Source organism: Acetatifactor sp., assembly GCF_982438285.1.
Genome location: NZ_CEWDFQ010000393.1, coordinates 1 through 2,624, shown reverse-complemented (window position 1 = coordinate 2,624; position 2,624 = coordinate 1). Strand labels below are relative to the sequence as shown.

Here is a 2,624-nt window from a genome sequence, read left to right as displayed (position 1 = left end):
CAGTTCCTTTCCGCTTTTGGTGCGAAAGATCGCACCGGAAGCGGTCTTTTGTTTCTCTGCATATTCTTTCAATTTGCGGCAGAGTTTCTCCGGCAGCAGAATCTCCCGGATCTTTCCCTTCAGTGCGATCTCCACCTTGCCTTTCCTTACAGTTTCCACCGTAATATACCGGACCTCGCTGACCCGGATCCCAGTGGCACAGATGGTCTCTGCCAGAAGGGCCAGGCGATCTCGACCCAAAGAGCGGGCTGCGGCAACCAGTTTCTGGTACTCAGGCCCCGTCAGCTCCCGCTCAGGGTCCCGAAACAAACGCCGCTGGATCTTTAAAAATTTCACACGGCACTCGTTCCATCCAAAGAATTCCAAAAGGCCGTTGACTGCGGAAAGCGCGGCATTGATAGTGGTGGGAGCATACCCTTCCCCCAGCAGGTGGGCCTTCCACTCTGCAGTCCGTTCCTTCGTGATTTCTTCCCCGTTCAGCCAACCGGCAAACACGCGGACGTCATGGAGGTACTTTTCCATGGTGGCGGGGCTTTTTTCCTCCAGCAGCAGATGCTGTTCATACAGCGCCAGGTTTTCCTCGGACAACAGATGATGCATCATAGGTGTCATAACAATTCCTCCTGTTGGAACAGATCTGATTGATCATGCGCAGCGCAAGGCCGAAGAATAACAGTGCCCACAATGGCAAAAGCCATTGTGGGCACTAGCAGGACCAAAGCATTTTGCAAAAATCAGGATGCCCTGTTGCGCAGGGATCTATACGACCGACGGAACCGGTCCAGTGAGGGAAACGCCTTTTCCGGCCTCTCCGTTCTCATTGCATCATCTCCCTCAGGCCGCTCCGTCAAGATGCCGCAGGCCGTTTTCCATCCGTCTTTCTGCAGCCGACAGCTTGCCCACACATCCAGCGCAAAGTCTATCCAGCATTATATGTACCGCTTTATTCACAGCCTTCTCCATCATATGCTATCAAAATTTCCCCAAATCAACCGGCTTCTCTCCTGCACTTTTCTTGCCGGCTGCAAATACCGCTTTCTGTAAAATCAGCTCAGATCGAAATTCCAAAAGGCAGACAATCCAACGAATATTCCGCGCCCTCGATTTTCTGCCTCATACCCGGAAAAGCGCCCCAATCCTCCAAGCCGGCTATCAGGAAATCGTCGGCCCTGCGCAGATCTCAGGAGGCAAGGTAAAGGCATGGATCTTCCAATCTTCCGCTGCCGTCATCTGGCTGTCATTACATAGTATATCGGCCCAATTTCCCCTGTGCAACCTACAAAAACGTGGCTCAGCACCCTGTGGCTTTCCACTTCGAGGACTCACTGTTTTCCAGCAGGCTTCTTCTATTTTTCAGACATCGTCCGAAGGCGGGAACCTGACCTGCGCAGTGGCATATTTGATTTGCCCGGCGGATATTTTTCTGCAGGCTCTCACGCTTGCAGATAAGGCACAATAGCGGATCTGTTTGCACTGCTCCTCTGCCCTTCTCCATCCCGGAAAGAATGTTCTCCCCGGTTTGCACATAATATTTTTCAGCGATAAAGACAGCGGGGTAACCACGGAATCCAACAATACGATACTGACCCCAAGCCAAAAAGAAAGCCTGCATCCTTCTGGAATGCAGGCTTTCTTCACTGTTTACTTCTTTGCCGGGATTGTGCGCAACAAGGAGATCTCCGGGTCTCTATGTAGCCGTCATATCCCGTTCAGCTCAAATACGGGACATCTTTCGTACATGGTACTCCATGGAATCAGTCAGATGCTTTCGCAGCAACGCCGTTGCCTTGCGCACATCACCCTCTTCAATTTTGGCCATAATAGCAAGGTGATGCCGGTAAGACATTTTGCAGCGCCCTGTGTCGTTGATCGTCAGCGACAAGATCCGATGCTCCTGCTCAGACAAGTCCATACAGATCTTTTCCAGCCGCTGGTTTCCGGTATTGTGGGAATACAGGTCATGAAAAAGCTGGTCTGCCCGGACGAAAGCCTGGCAGTCGTTCTGATCCATGGCTTTCTTCATATCCTCCACAGTCTGTCGCATCTGTTTGACCAGATCCTCCCGCCCGCTTTTCATGAAAAGTTCCAGGGCCAGAATATCCAAAGAACGACGGATCTCAAAGATCTCAATCACATCCTCAATCTGGACTCGGGAGACCATCATGCCTCTGCCAGGCGCGGTCAGTACAAAACCGTCTTTCGCCAGCTCCTGCAGTGCGCTGCGCACCGGAGTACGGCTCAGGCCCAGCATTTCACACAGCTGCCGTTCCACCAGAATGGTATCTGCCGGAAGCTCTCCCTGGATGATCCACTCCTTGATTTTCCGATATGCGTAGTCATGCTTGTTCTTTTTGTCCAGATGCTCCGGCATATCCAGCAAAACCGCTCCTGTCACAGCGCTCCATTCCTCTCTCAGCACTTTTAATGATTCCATACTATCTCCAACAGCTGGAAAATGCAACAAAATTTTGCAAAATTTAGAATAATTGTAAATTTATAGCAATATTTTATTCTTTGTTAAATTTAAAAATACTTACTATACTTACAGTTTCATATAAAAGTCAATTTATAGTTATTTCCACATTCCTACATATTCATCCACCTCATCCGGAGTAATCGTAGGT

General features: G+C 50.1%; 2 protein-coding genes. Both read right to left on the bottom strand.

Features of this window, described 5'->3' with window-relative positions; all coding sequences use genetic code 11:
- Positions 1 to 612 (bottom strand): tyrosine-type recombinase/integrase (locus AC1WIP_RS14385; RefSeq protein ID WP_481142474.1); only part of this gene is annotated, 612 nt, incomplete at its 3' end.
- A 1,102-nt stretch (positions 613 to 1,714) separates the two neighbouring features.
- Positions 1,715 to 2,434: a GntR family transcriptional regulator gene (locus AC1WIP_RS14380; RefSeq protein ID WP_481142473.1), complete on the bottom strand. Its 720-nt coding sequence runs from the start codon at positions 2,432 to 2,434 to the stop codon at positions 1,715 to 1,717.
- Positions 2,435 to 2,624: the final 190 nt, after the last annotated feature.